At 33.9% G+C, this 17,277-nt stretch carries 23 protein-coding genes; 6 read left to right on the top strand and 17 right to left on the bottom strand.

Translation table 11 applies throughout. The annotated features are described in order from the left end of the window. Window positions 1-64: 64 nt before the first annotated feature. The 4 genes from ACIQXI_RS04725 to ACIQXI_RS04710 are packed head-to-tail and all read right to left on the bottom strand — an operon-like array spanning window position 65 to window position 1,489. Window positions 65-625 (bottom strand): AAA family ATPase, encoded by a 561-nt coding sequence (locus ACIQXI_RS04725; protein WP_402922101.1) that lies wholly within the window; start codon window positions 623-625, stop codon window positions 65-67. 18 nt (window positions 626-643) lie between these two features. Continuing rightward, a complete protein-coding gene (locus tag ACIQXI_RS04720) occupies window positions 644-805 on the bottom strand; it encodes a hypothetical protein (protein WP_402922099.1) in 162 nt (53 codons plus the stop codon). Beyond that, window positions 796-972 carry a hypothetical protein gene (locus ACIQXI_RS04715; protein WP_402922097.1) on the bottom strand — a complete coding sequence of 59 codons (177 nt, stop codon included), beginning with the start codon at window positions 970-972 and terminating at the stop codon, window positions 796-798. The genes ACIQXI_RS04720 and ACIQXI_RS04715 overlap by 10 nt, the downstream gene beginning before the upstream one ends. Window positions 973-991: 19 nt before the next feature. Then, on the bottom strand, window positions 992-1,489 hold the full coding sequence (locus ACIQXI_RS04710; RefSeq protein WP_402922095.1) for a hypothetical protein: 498 nt from the start codon (window positions 1,487-1,489) through the stop codon (window positions 992-994). Window positions 1,490-2,061: 572 nt separating this feature from the next. Here ACIQXI_RS04710 and ACIQXI_RS04705 point away from each other — a divergent pair. Next, on the top strand, window positions 2,062-2,916 hold the full coding sequence (locus ACIQXI_RS04705) for an MBL fold metallo-hydrolase (protein WP_402922093.1): 855 nt from the start codon (window positions 2,062-2,064) through the stop codon (window positions 2,914-2,916). Window positions 2,917-3,056: 140 nt separating this feature from the next. On the opposite strand, the gene ACIQXI_RS04700 is transcribed toward ACIQXI_RS04705, so the two are convergent. From ACIQXI_RS04700 to ACIQXI_RS04685, 4 genes are all read right to left on the bottom strand, one after another. Next, window positions 3,057-3,602, bottom strand: a complete 546-nt coding sequence (locus ACIQXI_RS04700; protein WP_402922091.1) for a hypothetical protein — start codon at window positions 3,600-3,602, stop codon at window positions 3,057-3,059. Window positions 3,603-3,627: 25 nt separating this feature from the next. Continuing rightward, the gene (locus tag ACIQXI_RS04695; RefSeq protein WP_402922089.1) at window positions 3,628-4,545 is read right to left on the bottom strand and encodes a DUF4868 domain-containing protein; all 918 of its coding nucleotides are present in this window, start codon (window positions 4,543-4,545) and stop codon (window positions 3,628-3,630) included. Between the two features lie 189 nt (window positions 4,546-4,734). Then, window positions 4,735-6,390 (bottom strand): collagen-like domain-containing protein, encoded by a 1,656-nt coding sequence (locus ACIQXI_RS04690; RefSeq protein WP_402922087.1) that lies wholly within the window; start codon window positions 6,388-6,390, stop codon window positions 4,735-4,737. Window positions 6,391-6,523: 133 nt separating this feature from the next. After that, window positions 6,524-6,742, bottom strand: coding sequence for a hypothetical protein (locus ACIQXI_RS04685; RefSeq protein WP_402922085.1), 219 nt, complete (start codon window positions 6,740-6,742; stop codon window positions 6,524-6,526). Window positions 6,743-6,894: 152 nt separating this feature from the next. Between ACIQXI_RS04685 and ACIQXI_RS04680 the strand changes: the two genes are divergently transcribed. Both ACIQXI_RS04680 and ACIQXI_RS04675 read left to right on the top strand, forming a co-directional pair. Next, window positions 6,895-7,419, top strand: a complete 525-nt coding sequence (locus ACIQXI_RS04680) for a GNAT family N-acetyltransferase (RefSeq protein WP_402922084.1) — start codon at window positions 6,895-6,897, stop codon at window positions 7,417-7,419. Window positions 7,420-7,526: 107 nt separating this feature from the next. After that, on the top strand, window positions 7,527-8,576 hold the full coding sequence (locus ACIQXI_RS04675; protein WP_402922082.1) for a beta-propeller fold lactonase family protein: 1,050 nt from the start codon (window positions 7,527-7,529) through the stop codon (window positions 8,574-8,576). A gap of 93 nt (window positions 8,577-8,669) precedes the next feature. Here the strand turns inward: ACIQXI_RS04675 and ACIQXI_RS04670 are convergent, their stop codons facing one another. Then, window positions 8,670-9,038, bottom strand: coding sequence for a DUF6713 family protein (locus tag ACIQXI_RS04670; protein WP_402922080.1), 369 nt, complete (start codon window positions 9,036-9,038; stop codon window positions 8,670-8,672). 182 nt (window positions 9,039-9,220) lie between these two features. Here ACIQXI_RS04670 and ACIQXI_RS04665 point away from each other — a divergent pair, with 182 nt between their 5' ends. After that, window positions 9,221-9,370: a hypothetical protein gene (locus ACIQXI_RS04665; protein WP_402922078.1), complete on the top strand. Its 150-nt coding sequence runs from the start codon at window positions 9,221-9,223 to the stop codon at window positions 9,368-9,370. Window positions 9,371-9,405: 35 nt separating this feature from the next. On the opposite strand, the gene ACIQXI_RS04660 is transcribed toward ACIQXI_RS04665, so the two are convergent. The 4 genes from ACIQXI_RS04660 to ACIQXI_RS04645 form a co-directional block, all read right to left on the bottom strand. Next, entirely contained in the window at window positions 9,406-9,963 is a 558-nt protein-coding gene (locus tag ACIQXI_RS04660; protein WP_402922076.1) for a GNAT family N-acetyltransferase, read from the bottom strand. Window positions 9,964-10,004: 41 nt separating this feature from the next. Next, a complete protein-coding gene (locus ACIQXI_RS04655) occupies window positions 10,005-10,748 on the bottom strand; it encodes an amidohydrolase family protein (protein WP_402922074.1) in 744 nt (247 codons plus the stop codon). A 122-nt stretch (window positions 10,749-10,870) separates the two neighbouring features. Beyond that, entirely contained in the window at window positions 10,871-11,320 is a 450-nt protein-coding gene (locus ACIQXI_RS04650) for an NUDIX hydrolase (RefSeq protein WP_402922072.1), read from the bottom strand. Window positions 11,321-11,344: 24 nt separating this feature from the next. Then, window positions 11,345-12,121, bottom strand: a complete 777-nt coding sequence (locus ACIQXI_RS04645) for a class I SAM-dependent DNA methyltransferase (protein WP_402922070.1) — start codon at window positions 12,119-12,121, stop codon at window positions 11,345-11,347. Window positions 12,122-12,255: 134 nt separating this feature from the next. Here ACIQXI_RS04645 and ACIQXI_RS04640 point away from each other — a divergent pair, with 134 nt between their 5' ends. Continuing rightward, the gene (locus tag ACIQXI_RS04640) at window positions 12,256-12,906 is read left to right on the top strand and encodes a pentapeptide repeat-containing protein (RefSeq protein WP_402922068.1); all 651 of its coding nucleotides are present in this window, start codon (window positions 12,256-12,258) and stop codon (window positions 12,904-12,906) included. Between the two features lie 320 nt (window positions 12,907-13,226). Here ACIQXI_RS04640 and ACIQXI_RS04635 read toward each other — a convergent pair whose 3' ends face one another. The 3 genes from ACIQXI_RS04635 to ACIQXI_RS04625 all read right to left on the bottom strand — a co-directional run bounded on the left by ACIQXI_RS04635 (window position 13,227) and on the right by ACIQXI_RS04625 (window position 15,716). Then, a complete protein-coding gene (locus ACIQXI_RS04635) occupies window positions 13,227-13,751 on the bottom strand; it encodes a GNAT family N-acetyltransferase (protein WP_402922066.1) in 525 nt (174 codons plus the stop codon). 578 nt (window positions 13,752-14,329) lie between these two features. Continuing rightward, window positions 14,330-15,166 (bottom strand): hypothetical protein, encoded by an 837-nt coding sequence (locus ACIQXI_RS04630; protein ID WP_402922064.1) that lies wholly within the window; start codon window positions 15,164-15,166, stop codon window positions 14,330-14,332. A gap of 388 nt (window positions 15,167-15,554) precedes the next feature. After that, on the bottom strand, window positions 15,555-15,716 hold the full coding sequence (locus ACIQXI_RS04625) for a hypothetical protein (protein WP_402922063.1): 162 nt from the start codon (window positions 15,714-15,716) through the stop codon (window positions 15,555-15,557). Window positions 15,717-16,215: 499 nt separating this feature from the next. On the opposite strand from ACIQXI_RS04625, the gene ACIQXI_RS04620 reads away from it, so the two are divergent. Next, window positions 16,216-16,752 carry an HXXEE domain-containing protein gene (locus ACIQXI_RS04620; protein ID WP_402922061.1) on the top strand — a complete coding sequence of 179 codons (537 nt, stop codon included), beginning with the start codon at window positions 16,216-16,218 and terminating at the stop codon, window positions 16,750-16,752. A 61-nt stretch (window positions 16,753-16,813) separates the two neighbouring features. Here the strand turns inward: ACIQXI_RS04620 and ACIQXI_RS04615 are convergent, their stop codons facing one another. Then, a complete protein-coding gene (locus ACIQXI_RS04615; protein WP_402922060.1) occupies window positions 16,814-17,122 on the bottom strand; it encodes a hypothetical protein in 309 nt (102 codons plus the stop codon). Between the last annotated feature and the right edge of the window lie 155 nt (window positions 17,123-17,277).

The raw sequence follows: 17,277 nt of genomic DNA, 5'->3' as shown, positions 1-17,277 counted from the left end.
CCTCTCCTAATAACAAATTTTATTTTACATACTTTGATCCTTCTTGTTTTTTCAATTGCTCATATTACAGTTGAAATGTTTCCTTCACTATCTTAGCAACTTGTTCTGCACTGATATTGGTATTATTTATCTTCATATAGTTAGTAAAGGTGATTTCTCCCTCAAAAGAATTCAATCTATACGCGTCCATCGATTGTAATAAGTCATTCTCAGACCATTCAATATCCCTTTTCGATGGCTTATGTTCTAATCGATTAGTACTTTTATTTCGCTGAAGTCTTTCATTTAAATCAGATTCTAGCTCTACATAGTACACCGTTCCATTATTATCCTCAAATAGCTGGGCGACTTGTTTTACATAATCCCAATCTTCTTGTAAATTAAATGCCCATACATACGTAAAAATCAATCCTTCTAAATTGCTCGTTGCGACTTCATTAAATATTTCTCTTCGAAATAAATTGACTAAACGCTTCCCTTCTGTCGTTCCGTAATCAAAGAAATGACCTACTAAATCGATGGTCATATGATTATGAAAAAGTTTCAGATCAGTGAGTTTTGCTAATTCTTGTCCTACTGTCATTTTGCCCACAGCTTGAGGTCCAAATATGAAAACTAATTTCATAGTAAGTCTCCTTTCATTTCACTTATTTCCATTTTCGTATACATACACTTCAACTTCATACTCTTTTAAATGATAGGCTTGTAGATGGTGATTCATATAGTTTTTGACATCTTCTTTGTATTTTTGATTTGATACATCCATGCCAACAACCAATAAATTTGCATTTTGATCTACTCCCATATGTAAATCCCATATTTCGCTTGTGCAGTATTATAAATATCCTTATTTCCGAAAAATTCCTCTATATTTTTTTGAGAACTAGTTGTTGAAACAAAGATTTTATCTTTCATTTGATAGCTCGAGATGACAACTACTAAAAGCATAATTAGTAAAGTTATTTTCTTCAAATTACACCTCCTAATTACTTTACTCATACTCGATTAAATCCACTTTTAATGATAAATCGATTTGGATTGGCATATCTTCCTCTTCAACTACGGTCGAAATTGCGTAAAATCCTTCTGGTAATTGATCAAAGACTTGTTGAAAGCTTTCATTTGTCTTCAATATGCCCGAGACGATTACTTTTTGGTAATCCTCCAAGTTACGAATTTTATAAATAAAACCTTCTGTGCCTGTATTTTCAATATGTACCTTCACTTTCAAATCACTATAAGTTTGGAAATAGGTTTTACTTTCACCAATTGTTGAAACGAGATGTTCATCAATCATACGGGCGCGAATCACTTCTATCCCCTTGTCTTTCATGCTGATGTTTTCATCTTTGATTGTTTGCTTGTCTTGTATAGCAACTGGTTCTGATTCGATTATTTTAGACTGTTCTTGTGGTGATTTCATTATGAGTGGACTACATCCTGAAAGAAAAATAATGCCCATAAAACAAATCGCTGGATATTGATTCATTTCATTTGGCTCTCCTTTTCGGCGTATTGAATTTAATGGTAATTATACCAAAAATATATTTTTTCTCAATGCCAAGTATTTATTCAAGACACTAATTGGCACAACTATTTTGTTTTTGACATATGTTATAAAAAAACTTTTTTTACTTTTGATGAAGGAGTATGCCTCAATGTATAAAATTGTGTACTTTCGTTATCCACAAGCCTATTCCTCATTCCCTACATTACGAATGGACCAAGCGTAAAGGACAAACCTACAATCGATCCTTGTGAATTCACTCCTCCTAGCTCTTGGAATGTTACAACCTCACTTATATAGAAGACAAGCGAGCTACAACTTCCGTATAATTTAAATTTTATGTTCGAGGAAGGTATTGTAATAGTAATTTAACAGCTTCGTAGAAATAACATTTTTTTCTATTTTTAACAAAACCGTGTTATAGTTAATTTTAGAATGGAGGTGCTAGTCCGATGGTAAAACATTAATTGAGAAAATCTTAAATTATTAACTTCGTTAAAAACATGTAGATTTTCTCATTCATAAACAACTATCGAATGAAGAGGAGATATAACATGCTAAATAAATTAAGTGATACGATTTATTATTTATCAAATCAAAATGACAAAGAACAACCAACTTTAGGCTTAGTCTGCGGTGATCATTCCAGTCTAATTATCGATGCTGGGAATTCCCCGCAACACGCTAAAGATTTCTTAATTGAGATTGAGAAATTAAACGTACCACCTGTAAAATATTTAGTTATTACACATGCGCATTGGGACCATTTCTTAGGTATGAATGAATTTGATGCCACGATTATCGTTAATAAACAGACAAATGAATTAATGAAAAAATGGATCGAATATTCCTTTGACGATCAATCTTTGCAACATTATGTAAATAATAATGAAATGAATACTTTATGTAAGGAAATAATTCAAACTGAAATGCCCAATAGGGAACATTTTAAGTTGAATACGCCCCAGATAATTTTCGAACATGCCTTAACACTTGATTTGGGCAATAAGGTTTGCATGCTCGAAAAAATCACAAGTACCCATACAGATGACTCTACGATTGTTTATATTCCTGATGAAAAAGTTATTTTTTTAGGTGATGCTGCCTATGGTACAACTAAAAGTGCACTTTACCATTTTAATCAGTCATTACTAGCGCCCATGATTCAGAATATTGAAAAGTATAATGCCGAAATGTTTCTTCTAGGACATGAATCCATTTGTGACACAAATGAAATGCAACTATATTGGGAAGAGTTAACAACAGCCAATTCAGCTGTAAATTCAAGCTCTCTAGACAATGCCATTGAAAGTTTCAAGGTAGAAAATAAAAGAGAGCCGAATGATAACGAGCTATTTTTCATGCAAGCATTTGTCAATAATCAAATAATTCAATCGAAGAAAAATTAAATTGATAGAAATAAGCCACTTCATTTTTTTGAAGTGGCTTTCATCGTTTCAGAGATAGATTATTTTCGGTTTTATTTCTCAGCAGGCTAACTTGTCATTGCACAGTTTCACATTAACCACAGGATGGCTACTTTATATTCCTAACACCTATGTAAATAGATATTAGCTGCCAACTGTCTAACACGTAAATGATTACTACCGAGATTCATTCTCAAAAAATAGTCCGGATTTTCCTTTGAAATGATGATACGCCCAAGTTCATCCTCATAAGTGTTCCAACCAAACAATAAAAACGTTATATTTACATGAATTAAATTAGACTTAATATATAAATAGCCAATTACAATAAATAAAATCATATTTGTAACCAATGTACTTTTTTCTTTTATGTCGATAGCTAATAATGGCACGATATATGTCACTAAATAACTTAAAATTTCTTCATTTTTGCGGGATACACGCTCCCCTAAAATCGTGCTGTTTAATTCACATTTCGTAATATACCAAATGGGCAAAAATGACACTATAAATAAAAAAAGTAATATACTAAAAACCGTAAGCGTCATTTTATCGTGAACAATAGACTTCAAATTAAAATCATTATAGGGGATTATGGAAAGAGCAACCATTATATACAATGGAGAATAGGACGAAATAAACAACAATAGCTTAAAAAGATTAGTCAATTATCCCTCACCCTTTCTTGAAGATTTACCTTAAGTCATCTCTTCCCCGTTCACCAGTTAGTACCGTTTTATAATAAGCATCATTCAGTAATTTGACTATATCATTCAATTGTTTTTTATCTGTATATTTAATTTTTGTTTTTTCTTCGTTTAACTCTATATTTAAGTCAAATTCCATAATAATTTCTTCTACTTTATTAAAATTTTCAACAAATCTCGTCATTCTCTCAGGCTTTGTCATCAACCTGGAAACTCTCTTGACAATATTACCATCTTCAATGCTATCTATTTTAAACTGTTCAAAGCCCTCAAATTTATTTGTTTCTTCAAAAGCCGATAAGACAGAATTCGTATTTTGCACATACTTTGTTTTTAAATCAAATATTCTTTGTACAGATACATTGTTTACTACCAGTACTTCATCCTCATAAATAAGTAAATCAAAACCCGCTTCAATTCCAATCAACGAATCTGCTACTTTTCTAAAAGTAGCATCTGCTAAAGTTCCCCAAAGACCTTTTGAAAACTTTTTAAACGGAGGAATGCGATTGAAGAAATAAGCTAACTTCCCTGACTCTATTTCAATTTTTATACAGTATAAATCTTTTGTTGTTTCTTCATTCAGCAATTCAGCTGGATTTTGCAAGCTCGCTAATAAATGTTCATAGGTTATTCCTATATAAGATGATGGACAGTATTCAACAACGCCATTTGGTCGACCGTTTTCATTAAATTCAAGTTGTTCCTTCCCTACTAGCTTATCTATAGTTGGTTGAATAATTTTTAAAATATCTATTTGTAAAGAACGACTCAAAGAGGGCTTAAACGATAAATAATTTAATCCATCATTGTTCTTTATCTTTTCAATTAAAAACAAACTTACTTCAGCTGTTCCACTTAATAACTGTTCTGAAATTTTGCTGTTAATAAACTCGATATTCAAAAATAATCACCCTTTTCTAAATGATTTTCTATAACAAAAATCATACAGTATTTGGCTATTATAGTAAAACAGAACATTCATCAAATAGAAGTTATTCACATCTTCAAAAGAAACAGGCTCTGAAAATTTTACACAACGTAAAACTTCCAAAGCCTTTAGAAATCTTTATATTAAATTGCAATTAAATTACTAGGTAGTTAATAAGATGGTTACGGAAACACCATTTGAAAAAGCACCACCAGTTGTTGTTACTTGAACGGATAAAAGGGTACAACCAGGTATTGCAAAATTAGCAGATTGCGTTGCACAACAATTCGGTGTAGTAGACGAGCTTGGTCCAGTAACTGTAGCTCGAACGCCTGTCGCTACTGGCGCTGTAAAGCCACATGTTGTACTCGTAAATATTTGAGCAGAAGCTGTTTGTCCCGCACTCAATGTGTGATCCCTAATATTCAAGGTTATACTTGTAATTGTAGCATTTTGTGGGATAACAAGCGAACACCTTACAAATGAAGCGGAAGAAGTACCTGTACCAAGAAAATCATTGTTTCCAACTGACTGATCCGTAGAAAGAAAAACTTCCATTAATCCAGGTCCACTTTGTCCAGTGGCTCCCGTTATTCCCGGGTTTCCTGTTGGTCCAGTTGGTCCGGTTAGACCGGTTGCTCCCGTTGCTCCTTGAATTCCTTGGGAGCCGGTTGCTCCTGTTACTCCTTGAATTCCTTGAGGGCCTGTTGCTCCCGTTGGTCCTTGAATTCCTTGAGGGCCTGTTGCTCCCGTTGGTCCTTGAATTCCTTGCGGGCCAGTTGCTCCTGTCACTCCCTGGATTCCCTGAGGGCCGGTTGCTCCTGTTGGTCCTTGAATTCCTTGAGGGCCGGTTGCTCCTGTCACTCCCTGGATTCCTTGGGGACCTGTTGCTCCTGTTGGTCCTTGAGTTCCTTGGGGGCCGGTTGCTCCTGTTACGCCTTGGATTCCTTGTACGCCGGTTGCTCCTGTTACTCCTTGAATTCCTTGGGGGCCGGTTGCTCCCGTTACACCTTGAATTCCTTGTGCGCCGGTTGCTCCCGTTACGCCTTGAATTCCTTGTGCGCCCGTTGCTCCCGTTACGCCTTGGATTCCCTGTGCCCCGGTTGCACCTGTTACACCTTGAATTCCCTGCTCACCTGTCACACCTGTTACACCTTGGATTCCTTGTGCCCCGGTTGCACCTGTTACACCTTGAATTCCCTGCTCACCTGTCGCACCTGTTAACCCTTGGATTCCCTGCTCGCCCGTTGCTCCTGTAACGCCTTGGATTCCTTGTACACCGGTTGCACCTGTTACACCTTGAATTCCCTGCTCACCTATCACACCTGTCACACCTGTTACACCTTGGATTCCTTGTGCCCCGGTTGCACCTGTTACGCCTTGAATTCCCTGCTCGCCAGTTGCTCCCTTTTCACCTTGGATTCCTTGTACACCGGTTGCTCCCGTTACTCCTTGAATACCCTGCTCACCGGTTGCTCCTGTTACGCCTTGAATTCCCTGCTCGCCCGTGGCTCCTCTCACTCCCTGAAGTCCTTGTATACCAGATGCTCCCCTTACTCCTTGGTTGCCTTGTGCACCTGTCGCACCTGTTACACCTTGGATTCCTTGTGGTCCAGTTGAACCTGTTGCACCTGGTGGCCCCTGTGGACCAGGTGGACCAGTAATACCAGATAAATTTTGTGTATTTTCATCGTAGCTACTGCATCCACCATCATTACATTTGAACCTATATAATTTATTTTTCATCGCATCTTTTTTTGTACACTCACTTAAATGATTATCGTTAATAATTCTCCCTCTATAGAAACTAAACGGCATAAAATCACCCCTGTCTTCATTTAATGTATTCATAAAAGAATGATTAAAATAGACAATTAACCTAGGTGATTTACAACTAGCCCAAAACAATTAGTCCTTTTTGCGGTTATACTGGCAATGTAATTTCTGTTTATCAATTACTGTGAAGTAATTTAGTTAAAAACTGATAGCACACTTCTTTTTCTTTAAAACATTCATGTAGACTGTTATTTTCAATTTCGTAAAATTTAGCTGTTTTGCGAATGGTATATTTGCCAATTAAGATTTCTTCATCTTCACTAAGCTGATTTAGTGCTTTATAAATAGGGTCAATCGAAACGCCAATGATTTCAAACATCGTCACATTTTCCATCTTCATCCCCCTTAACTTGCATTAACCTTATTTTGCCGTGCCCTTTTGGAAAATTCAACCTATATTTATGAACCTTCACTGTTTAATAAACGCAAAAATAATATGGTATAATATTGGAAAAAGTTAGGCTATGTATATAAGGGGGACATTCCATGTTACCGAATCCTATAAATATAAGAAAAATGACTGAGAATGATTATGCCATAATGGCTAAATGGCTAAGTACAAAAGAAGTATTAGAATTTTATGGGGATGTTAATTCACCTTTCTCATTAGCACAAGTTAAGCAAAAGTATGAACCACGTGTTCTCGGAGAAAGCCCAGTTTCTTCATTTATTGTGGAGTTAAATCATTTACCAATAGGCTATATGCAATATTACATAATTAAGGCCAACGATCAAAAAGAATTTGGCTATACAGAGAATCAAGTGATTTATGGTATAGACCAATTTATAGGGTATCCTAGTTTATTTAATAAAGGCTATGGAACAATAATGGTTCGTCACTTTATCGATTTCATTATTAACACAACTGATGCAGAGGTTATTATAGTAGACCCTGAAATCTCAAATACAAGAGCCATTAGATGTTACGAAAAATGTGGATTTTCTATAGTGAAAAAGATTCAGAATGAAAGTCATTTTTTAATGGAAATCAATTTCGTAAAAGCAAATTAAGCTTAAGCCTCTCCTTTGATCAGAACTTTTCCTAGCAATGTGGAACGTATAGGGAAAAAAGTTCTGATTACATATTCTATCAATATATGATAGAAAGGAGGTTTAGCATGGAAAAAGAACCTAAAAAAATTCTAAAGTTTAAATTTAAATCCAATCCAAGCTGTAATTGTCATTGTTGCGGTTTTTGTTGTAATTGTTGTTGTAAACCACCATTTATTCCTGAACAACCCGAACAACCCATTTGTCACTACCTCGTATATGTAACGGATGCTGGTCAAGCGGAAACGCCTGATAATAGAGTGTCCGTAATCGATACGGCAACTAATACAATCGTGGCTTCTATCCCAGTTGGAAGTGCTCCATTAGAAGTGGCAATTACACCAAATGGTGAATTTGGTTATGTTCCTGCGCTTTTTTCAAATAATGTGACAGTTTTTAATACGGCAACTAATATGGTAGTCACTACTATTCCAGTTGGCATTAATCCACTTGGTGTGGCAATCTCTCCAAACGGTACACTAGCCTATGTATCGAATCATGGTTCAAACACTATTTCTGTCATAGCCACAGCTACGAATACAGTAATCGCTACGATACCAGTAGGACTTCAGCCACAGGGAATTGCCTTTACTCCAAATGGTGCGTTCGCTTATGTAGCAGATGAAAATTCAAATGCAGTTTCAGTCATCAACACCGCTACGAATGTCGTCATTGCAACAATACCTGTAGGAATACGTCCAAGATCGATCGTATTTACACCTAATGGTCAATTTGCTTATGTTACGAATGAAAATAGTAACACGGTTTCAGTCATTAACGCAGCATCGAATACTGTAGTTGATACAATTCCAGTTGGGACCGGACCAGTTGGCACTGCAATAACACCTGATGGCACGCTGATTTACATTGTCAATAAAGGTAGTGATACTGTATCTGTCATAAGTACAGCTACAAATTTAGTCATTGCAACAATACCTGTAGGTACATCACCTGACCAAGTCACAATCTTACCAAATGGACAATTTGCCTATGTAACAAATCAAACGAATAATACAGTGTCAGTTATTGATATTGCAACAAATACAGTAGTTGATACAATACTAGGATTTAATGGCCCAACTGGCATAAAAACTGGCACAATCTGTAATTCGAATTAAACACAGCTATTTCATTTCTGTAAAAATATAAACCAGAATTATGCTACTTCATGTAGAAGTTAATTCTGGTTTTTCTAATGAATTTTTAGAACCCTACTGGATAATTAATAATAATAAATGAACGATAGCAATAATCCCTATTGGATAAATAATTGATCTTGAAAATAAATTTTTAAATTCATTGCGAGGATGGCGTTCAAAAAGGAAATGTAGACCTGCATGAATTATAAAAAATATATCAAGGACCAAAAAAAGGGCCGTTTGATACTGACTAAAGAGGAAGGAAAATATGATTACATAAAGAAAAAGATGAATAAATGTAAATATTTTATAAGCCTTGGAATCTTCCAAATCCTTTAACACAATAAACAAACGCCATTCCGAGCGCCTAATTGCATCCATTTCATGTAAAAGAAATAAAGAAAGGTTAAATAAAAAAAGAACCAACAATAAATCAGGCATATACTACCTCCGATATACTTATATTCCAATATTACTATAAAAAACAAATTATATTACTCGTATTATTATTTATTTATGGCGATATAAAGTCGACAAGTGAATGGAAACACTACGAGAAATAGTAGCTAACAAGTATAGTTTATGGTGAATTGGACACTCTTTAGTAATCGGAGGTGATATTGATGCCAAAAGAAAAAAAGGACATTGCAAAAGAAGAATTCGGGTCTGATTTAAGTCCTGATGATTTAGATATTCGTGAAGAAAATGATTTAACGAAAGAACAAGCGAAAAATTCGAATGAAAACAAAGAGCAACAAAAAGAAAATAAATAAAAACAAACTTAAAAATCCCTAGTATAAGCTAGGGATTATATTTTATATTCACTTCTTAATAGAGAGAGGATAGCAAGATCAATATATTTTCCTTTTTCAAATTCATGTTGTCTTAATACGCCTTCTTTAAAAAAATTCAACTTTTCTAATAAGGTGATAGATGCTTGATTTGCTGGTTCTACTTTTGCTTCAATTTTATGTATGGCCATCGTTTCAAAGGCAAATGGAATAATACATTGCAGTGCCTCTTTCATAACGCCCTTTCCCCAGTAGCTCGGCATTAAATCATAACCAATCTCAATGCGATTATGTGCATGTTCATAGTTTAGAAATCCACATGTTCCAATTATCTTTTTTGATTCCTTTACTTCAATTACCCATCTTAAACCAGTCTGTTCTTTGAAAATCGTGTCATACCAATCTAACTCATCCAACGCATTTTCTATCGTGACAAATGGTGCCAAAGGCAAGTACCTAGTCACTTCCTCATCCGAATACAATTCAAAAAGATCATGACAATCATCTACAACAGCTTGCCGTAAAATAAATCGTTGTGTTTTGAATGTTGGAAAATGAGTAAATGAAAATCCCACTTGAACACCTGCTCTCATTATAAATTTTATGGCCATTCATTTTATTTAAAATACCAGTTAAGGGCATTTTTAAAAAGAATACGTTCTGCGGCTGCTGTGTCAAATAATTGCTGTATACATTCTATATCCGAATAAGCAAATGGTCTTTTTGCTCGAGTTGAAGGTAAATCTGTACCAAACATTAGAGCATTTGGATTAATAGCATATATTGATGTCAACGCATTTTCAACATCAAGACTCACGCGTCCAAAACCTGTCGCTTTCACTCGTACGCCCTTTTCTACAAGTTGTAATAGATGTGGCAAGCCTTCTTCAGACAACCCTAAATGATCAATTGAAATGGCAGGTAAGCTTGCAATCGTTGATGCAATTTCTGGCAAATCCTTAGCATCTATATATAGTTCACTATGCCAACCAGTTAAATCAAAAACACGTCTTGCAAAATAATCAAGTTTAGATAAATCTTCGGAGCCGCCCCGTTTAACATTAAATCGTAATGCACGCACACCTTTTTCATGTAAGTCCAGTATGTCATTATCAGTCACGGAAAACGGTAATTGTGTTACACCACAAAAAGCAGAGCCCATTTTTTCTAAAGCATTTATTAAGTAATTTTGGTCAAATGCTTGAAAAGAACCCGATACAATGGCACCACCAACAATATTATAATTTGTCGTTTCCTTTTGATAATCCTCTACAATATAGCTCGGTGGAACATACCCTTGGTTTTCTGTAATCGGGTAATTAAAATCAATAATGTGAAAATGTGCATCAAATATATTCATCTTCCCGCCCCCTTTCTTTTACGTTAACACATGTAATTTATAAATAAAAATTATCATTAATTATTAGTTTGGATAACTTTTTCTTATCCACAATTAAATAAAACAATAAACATACTACTTATCTATACAAAATAATGTTTTTTCAGAATCAACTGTGCTCTTTCATCAAGATTTGCAGGTAGTTTTGTTGGCGAGAAATATTGTAAATCTAGACTTTCTCCGTCTGACATAACTAATTCACCATACACTTCTTCTGCAAGATAAACACTGATAACGTTATATACTTCATCTCCATGAGGATATTTAAAATAAAGATATTGTCCAGATAGCAAATCAAGGAATTTAAAATTTTTAGCCCTTAGCCCCGTCTCCTCAAACAGTTCGCGTTCGGCCGTTTGCTCCAGGCTTTCTGCTAGCTCCATTGCTCCACCAGGCAACCCCCACTCTTTTGTATCAGCACGATGTTGAAGTAATATTTGATTGGTATTATTTATTACAAGAACAGTAGCTCCGACTAAAATAATGGGTTTCGTTCCGATTAAATTTCTTAATTCTTTTATGTATTCAGCCATAATGAATCAACACCTCTTTCCTCATTATTCAACTTTCCGTGCAGTCAATATTGGTTGGTAATAACCGGTCTGTGACGGGAAATGCCACTCAACATTTACAAAACCGGTTGCTTGCATGATCTTATTTAACTCTTCACGTAACCACGCTCTGTACAATGTACTATACTGTTTTGTTTTCCAGCCAGTGTTCATTCTCTGCATAATAAATTGGTGTACAGTATAAGTTTTTCCATCTTGTGCCCAATCATAAATCTGAAAGGCCATTCTATTGCCATTGTCAAAAACATTTGGTTTTGTGCTTGTTATTTGCTTTTTTACCATTGCATCGTAATCCCTTATCGTAACGATGAGTAAACCATTTTGATCAAGCTTAGCATGCATATTATGAAAAGCTTGGTATAAATCTTCATCTGATATTAAATGTGGAATGGCATTATCCGCAGACAGAACAATATTAAAAATGCCTGACACATCTGTATGTAATGTCCGAAAGTCTGCCACTCCAAAAGTTATTTTCACCCCAAAATTCGCAGCTTCCTTAATAGCTCTCTTTACAGATACAGCGCTGAGATCCGTTGCAGTGACGTTATATCCATAATTCGCTAATCCAATTGCTTGTGTACCGATACCACAAGAACAATCTAAAATACGAATAATATCTGTACAAGACAAGTTTAATTTTGATTGGATGATGTTGTGAAGTACCTCACTTTGCCTTGCAATTGACTCATGCCAGTCTATAAAGATAAGATGATAATCCTCTGCCAGTTCATCATAGAAATTGATAATCGAATCTGTCAATGATAAGCCCCCTTTTTTGTTGTCGCTGAACCCAGTCAGCTTTGCACACACTTTTACTTAAAAATATAGTCTTATAAAAATAAGTTTTTTTTATTATTCTTATATTATTTAGTACAGGAGAAAGGTGTGTTATTGTGGCAAAAAGCATTAAAATAGAATCTCCCAAATTACCCGTAACATTAACTCAAGCCAATTTTCAAGATGTTTTTTATGAAGAAGAGCCATTCTTATCAGAGTGTGTAATCGCTAATACGGTCATTGCTAATGAAAGTATAGAAAGACTTATCTTATCAAAAGTCCATTTTAAAAATGTGAGATTCATTGGTGTTACTTTTCGTAAAATCGATTTAACCGATGTAGTATTTGAGAATTGTGATTTATCAAATGCCAGTTTTTGTGAAGGACTAATTCATAGAGTGAAATTCGATAACTGTAAATTATTAGGTTTGAATTTTGCCGAAGCTAATTTAGGAAATGTTTCATTTGACAAGTGTATCGCCAATCTATGTGACTTTTCAGAAACCCGTTTAAAACAGGTAGTTTTTCAGGAGACCTCGTTACAAAGTGCAAATTATTTTGAATGTCAATTTAATAAGGTCATATTTAATCACTGTAATCTTAATGAAGTAGATTTTTCTCAAACATCGTTAAAAGGGGTTAATATTAGCACTTGTAGATTTGAACGCTTGCTTGTAACATTGGAAAGTTTGAAAGGTTGTGAAGTATCTTCAGCACAAGCAGTTGGATTTGCTTCATTACTAGGATTAAAAGTTATAGAGAACTGAAGTTTTTAATTTACTTTTGTGGGAGTTAAAAAGGGCTGAACGTATATTTAAACATCATGCCCTTCTCCTCCCTATATGCTTCGATTTAGACATATGGTTTATTTTCAAAAAATCTAAACATCTCTCACATGTATCGATAAAATAGCTTTCGCAAAAAAACAACCCATTGTTGATAGACAACCACTCTGTAAAGGAAACTTAACCCAACCAAAATGCCAATTGTTTTCGGTATTAAAATTGATAAATACTCCACTAGCTCTTTTGTAACGCTATAAAAATGACCAGCGGTACTACTTTCGCTTAGCTGGTCATTTTTCCATTTACTTAATTAACGAATAAACATTCGTATCATAAGGTATGTTATTTTGGTGCATATAATTTCGTAATACGCCTTCTTTTTCAAAGCCCAATTTTTCCAATAACTTATTGGAAGAAAGATTTTCTGTGAAGACAATGGCTCCGATACGCACTAACTCCATCTCCTGAAAGCCGTAGGAAATTACTTGTTGCACAGCTTCCTTTGCATAGCCATGCCCCCAGCTATTAGGGAAAAGTGCATAGCTAATATCTGCTTTTTTATGCTCAACAGACCACTCTTGAAAACCTATCGTTCCAATAATCCCCTCTTGCCCTTGTATTGCAATACCCCATTTAATGCCAAGTTTGTTCTCGAAATTATGAGAAAAATTATGGATTATTTGTTTCACTTGCTCTAAGCTCGTTAACGGCTTTTGTCCATAATGACGTAAAACGTCTGGATTAGAAAAGCAATCTAAAATCGCTTGCGCATCGTTTTCAGTCAGTTCTCTTAACACTAATCGATTCGTTTTTAATATAGGAAACATTTATTCACGCTACTTTCAACAATCGTATTTCTACCATTCTATAACTTTAACTGACTATTTTCACTACTTATTTTCCATTTTTGTGAAATATCAATCTTATAATAAAGTCGTGGCATCAAAAAATAGCCATTTAGTTACTCTAGATACTAAATGGCTACGTAATCATATTAAACAATTTAATGGTACATATTCTTTATTTGCTGTCATATTCCTTCATAATTTTCAAAACTATCTTGTTATATTTTGTTATGCTAATATTTTTCACGACTAACAATAAGAATAATGATACAATGCAAACAAACATGGCGATATGCATGATCGTTTGCATTATATAATAGTAGGTCAAATAAGGTGGGGCTTTTAGTAAAATACAACCACTTGATAACATAATGAACAGCCAACCAGGAAGTCTTTGCACAAGAAAGTCCGTACTTTTCCGTTTCATATATTTTATCGATTTTTTGAAAACAAAGGACATAATTTTAATATAAACGAAACCAATTACTGCACTTAATAAAATATTTAGAAGAGAATTCAAAAAAATCATCCTCGTATATTTTCTATCTTTATCTTTATTATCATGGTATGGCTTGATATTTTTCTTTTGCATTTAGACATAAATTAATGTAAGTAAAAACATTAAGTATAGTTCCAACGACCGGTACACTTTTCCCTAGCTTAGTAAATATCTTTTTGATTAATTCCCACGATAATAGATTTCCGCCTTTAACAGCATTCCAGACTGCCGAAGTTACACCTATTAAACCTCCTGTAATGATAACTTTTTCTTGTGCTACGATATTATTAGCTGCTGCTTTAAAATCTCTGTACTGCCATTGTTGCTTTGTTGTAGTTTTAGACATAGTACCAAAAATAGCATATGCATTGTTATTATTTGGTGACTCCTCCCAACGAATTGCTGCAATATAAGAACCGCCAGTTGCACCTTTTGCTGCAGCATAAGTCTTAAAACTTGGGCGCTTAAAATAGGATTGTTGTTGAAAAGTAGCATTCAAATTATATTGAGGATCTTTTTTGTTTAATTTTACTGCCTCACTATTCGGGTCAGTAAGCTCTTTAATCACTATTTCTTCTGCTGTTTCCAATATACTAATAACTTTCTCTTCTATTAAATGTTTATTGTCGTCATTAGGTGAAATTTTGAAAATTCTTTGGGTAATTTCCTCAGTTCCATCCGGTTTAGTAATTACATCTTCAACGTACTCAAAAATATTTCCTGTTTCATCTTTTAACTGAAAAGCTGAATTATCACCATTATCATAAAGTAACGTAAAACTATTAGAATCCGAAGCAAGCTGTATGTTTTCTTCATAACTCGCGATAGTCAATAATGTTGGAGACGCAACAGTAGAAAATGCCAAAATCATTGCTAAGCAACAAATAAATTTTTTCATACTTAACCTCCTATAAACATATGATTTTGATTTGTTTATCGTTGTTTGAGTATTAAAAAAATTGTTGACCGAACATTAATTTTGTTAGTTTGTTTAAGATAAGTTATACTAACCATATTCTTCTAATCTAACTTCTTTTCTCCTAGATCTAGTTATAATTTATTTTAACAATTATCAATCACATTTCAATATTCAGTGTGAAAATCAGTGGTATTTCACTATTTTCTAGAAAATCCTGCTAAATAAATATAGTTTGCGAATTATGAATTTTTGTATAATATTATAGATTATTGCTAAATTTTTATTTTTTTTGATTGTTTATATACTGTTCATCACTCTGTCATGTCGACTAAAAAAAGCACCCCACGATAAAGTGAGATGCGTTCTATTAATGAGGTATTTCTTCCGTTATTTTGTCAAAGTCTAGAAGGTAACCACCGATTTTTGCTTTTTCTAATTCTTCAATAAATTCTTCTTTTCGTTCATTAAGTCTGTCTTCAAGTGTGTTTTGATAGGCTGGAAATAGATTGTAATCTACTGGTTTCCCCATAAGTTCACCTCTTATATTATATTTTTCATTTATTATAAGTTACATTGATATTTTCTGACAATTAAAAAAGATGAAATTGAACCTTTAGGTTGATAATATTTATTGCCTATAGGCTTATAATCTAATGTCTACCTTGAACTTTTTTCCTATTAATTAATAAAAAATTGGTAATAATAGTAGAAAAACAAAATAGATTACCTTGCCTTGAATGTCGAAAATTTTACTTTACCCTTTAAAATCCATCCATTTGTTGCTACAATAATACCATTAGTGTATATTTTGGTTAAAAAATACAATTATAACTTATATCAAATGAAAATAATTTATTTTTTCTCTAGTATAAAGGCTAAAAGCTAGCAATCATAATTTTTATATCATAATAATAGTAGTGTAAAGCTAATTTAGCTTTGCCCTCCTGATTTGTTGGTTAGGGTCACTCTGGTCCAGTGACCCTATTTAAATTATAAAAGAACTTTCAAAATGAGAGTGAGGATACAAGATGGAATTTTGGCTAAACATTCAGACACTTATCTGGTTGTTTCCTATTTTTTTTATTATCCACGATTTTGAAGAAATTATTATGGTTGAAAAGTGGTTACATAATAATAGAAACAAACTCTATAACCGATTGCCATTAAAATTAGCTAATCGTATTGTGAAACAGTTTTCTATGACTACAGCTCAATTTGCAGTGGCAGTTTTCATTGTTTTTATAGTTGTCTGTGGGGCTACAATTGCTGCTATTCTGTATTTATATAATGGTATGAGTATAAACCTTTATGTTTTCATAGTGGTCACTTTAGTATTTTTTATTCATGCTTTTACGCATATTGGGCAATCAATCATTGTACGCTCGATTACTCCTGGTTCTGTTACTTCGTTGATTATTATCATTCCATATTGCATTCTATTATTTAGCACAATGTTTAAACAGGATATCATTACATGGCAAATGATTTTAATTTCTTTACCTTTTGGACTGTTGTTTTTTCCTATTGTTTTATTAGCCCATTGGATTGGAAAAAAGGTCATTTAATATTTACTTATAGTTACATATAGCAAAAATCTACCCCATGCATCTTATATCGAAATGAGCTCTATTTTACATATTTCAAATGCTTTTTAACAAAGGCGACAATATATTGCACTTCTTCTTCTGTCATATCTAATATTAGACAAACTCTGCGAAGTTTTGCAGGCGACTTCAATTGATCTCGCACTTTATCAATCAACATATATTTACATTTCCGTGGATTCACATGATCTCTAATTTGCTTATAACGCATGTAAGCATACCTAGCAAATGCGTTAAGCAATTCCCGTTCATATGCTTCGCGTTCCTCAAGCTTGACAACTTCATCAATCTCTTCTGTTTCAAATATCCAAGAGCCGTCAGTCAATTGCATAATACCACCTCTTTCTTTTTTAACTTGAAAAGGCGAGTTGCCTCAATTCCTCTTCTAAGCATATTTAAATGAAGACTTTCCCTTCATCACCAACATACCTTCACCCATCCTTATTAAATGCACAATAAAAAGTCACATCTAGATAGATGTGACTT

Origin of the sequence: Lysinibacillus sp. NPDC097195 (assembly GCF_044762075.1) — a bacterium.
Taxonomy (GTDB): domain Bacteria; phylum Bacillota; class Bacilli; order Bacillales_A; family Planococcaceae; genus Lysinibacillus.
Note: the sequence above shows the minus strand (reverse complement) of the source record. Positions and strands in the feature narration are given on the sequence as shown.

Excerpts from the sequence above, each read along its gene's own strand:
- ACIQXI_RS04710 (WP_402922095.1), bottom strand. The coding sequence starts at position 1,489 with ATGAATCAATATCCAGCGATTTGTTTTATGGGCATTATTTTTCTTTCA.
- ACIQXI_RS04690 (WP_402922087.1), bottom strand. The coding sequence starts at position 6,390 with ATGCCGTTTAGTTTCTATAGAGGGAGAATTATTAACGATAATCATTTA.
- ACIQXI_RS04650 (WP_402922072.1), bottom strand. The coding sequence starts at position 11,320 with ATGGCTGAATACATAAAAGAATTAAGAAATTTAATCGGAACGAAACCC.
- ACIQXI_RS04625 (WP_402922063.1), bottom strand. The coding sequence starts at position 15,716 with ATGGGGAAACCAGTAGATTACAATCTATTTCCAGCCTATCAAAACACA.
- ACIQXI_RS04635 (WP_402922066.1), bottom strand. The coding sequence starts at position 13,751 with ATGTTTCCTATATTAAAAACGAATCGATTAGTGTTAAGAGAACTGACT.
- ACIQXI_RS04630 (WP_402922064.1), bottom strand. The coding sequence starts at position 15,166 with ATGAAAAAATTTATTTGTTGCTTAGCAATGATTTTGGCATTTTCTACT.
- ACIQXI_RS04620 (WP_402922061.1), top strand. The coding sequence starts at position 16,216 with ATGGAATTTTGGCTAAACATTCAGACACTTATCTGGTTGTTTCCTATT.
- ACIQXI_RS04655 (WP_402922074.1), bottom strand. The coding sequence starts at position 10,748 with ATGAATATATTTGATGCACATTTTCACATTATTGATTTTAATTACCCG.
- ACIQXI_RS04685 (WP_402922085.1), bottom strand. The coding sequence starts at position 6,742 with ATGGAAAATGTGACGATGTTTGAAATCATTGGCGTTTCGATTGACCCT.
- ACIQXI_RS04705 (WP_402922093.1), top strand. The coding sequence starts at position 2,062 with ATGCTAAATAAATTAAGTGATACGATTTATTATTTATCAAATCAAAAT.
- ACIQXI_RS04675 (WP_402922082.1), top strand. The coding sequence starts at position 7,527 with ATGGAAAAAGAACCTAAAAAAATTCTAAAGTTTAAATTTAAATCCAAT.
- ACIQXI_RS04720 (WP_402922099.1), bottom strand. The coding sequence starts at position 805 with ATGGGAGTAGATCAAAATGCAAATTTATTGGTTGTTGGCATGGATGTA.
- ACIQXI_RS04725 (WP_402922101.1), bottom strand. The coding sequence starts at position 625 with ATGAAATTAGTTTTCATATTTGGACCTCAAGCTGTGGGCAAAATGACA.
- ACIQXI_RS04670 (WP_402922080.1), bottom strand. The coding sequence starts at position 9,038 with ATGCCTGATTTATTGTTGGTTCTTTTTTTATTTAACCTTTCTTTATTT.
- ACIQXI_RS04665 (WP_402922078.1), top strand. The coding sequence starts at position 9,221 with ATGCCAAAAGAAAAAAAGGACATTGCAAAAGAAGAATTCGGGTCTGAT.
- ACIQXI_RS04680 (WP_402922084.1), top strand. The coding sequence starts at position 6,895 with ATGTTACCGAATCCTATAAATATAAGAAAAATGACTGAGAATGATTAT.
- ACIQXI_RS04615 (WP_402922060.1), bottom strand. The coding sequence starts at position 17,122 with ATGCAATTGACTGACGGCTCTTGGATATTTGAAACAGAAGAGATTGAT.